1 protein-coding gene is annotated in these 428 nt (G+C 32.9%); it reads left to right on the top strand.

Going from position 1 to position 428, the window contains the following annotated elements:
* Positions 1 to 384: Hsp20/alpha crystallin family protein (locus V7150_RS18170; RefSeq protein ID WP_335521184.1), on the top strand; the 384-nt coding region annotated here is incomplete at its 5' end.
* Positions 385 to 428: the final 44 nt, after the last annotated feature.

The raw sequence follows: 428 nt of genomic DNA, 5'->3' as shown, positions 1-428 counted from the left end.
AAACAACAACAAAATCAATCCTTTGATTTTGATTTAGTGGAAAAATGGCTGGAGAATTATTTTTTGGACCCGCTTACATCCTATTATGATCAGACTCAATTCCAAATCGATCTTTATGAGACTGAAAAGGAATGGATTGTCGAGGCTATTTTAAGTGAATTTGAAGCCTCAGAAATAAAGGTATATATAGAAGAAAAAATATTAAAGATTACTGCTTGCAAATCCCCCCCTTCTGCTATACTAAAAAAGAGCCGTTCGATTGAATTCCCATTTCTCGTTACGAGACAAGAAGCATCCGCTGCATTCACAAATGGAATATTAGAGGTTTTTATTTCTAAAACAGAAAATGGATCAGGAAAAAACAGATTTATTACCCTGCCTTAAGTTCAATTTAAGGTGTTATTTTTATGCCAGTTAACATAATAAAG

It is taken from the genome of Neobacillus drentensis, assembly GCF_036965245.1.
Lineage (GTDB): Bacteria > Bacillota > Bacilli > Bacillales > Cytobacillaceae > Neobacillus > Neobacillus drentensis_G.
The sequence above is the reverse complement of the archived record's forward strand: the minus strand, read 5'-3'. Positions and strand labels throughout refer to the sequence as shown.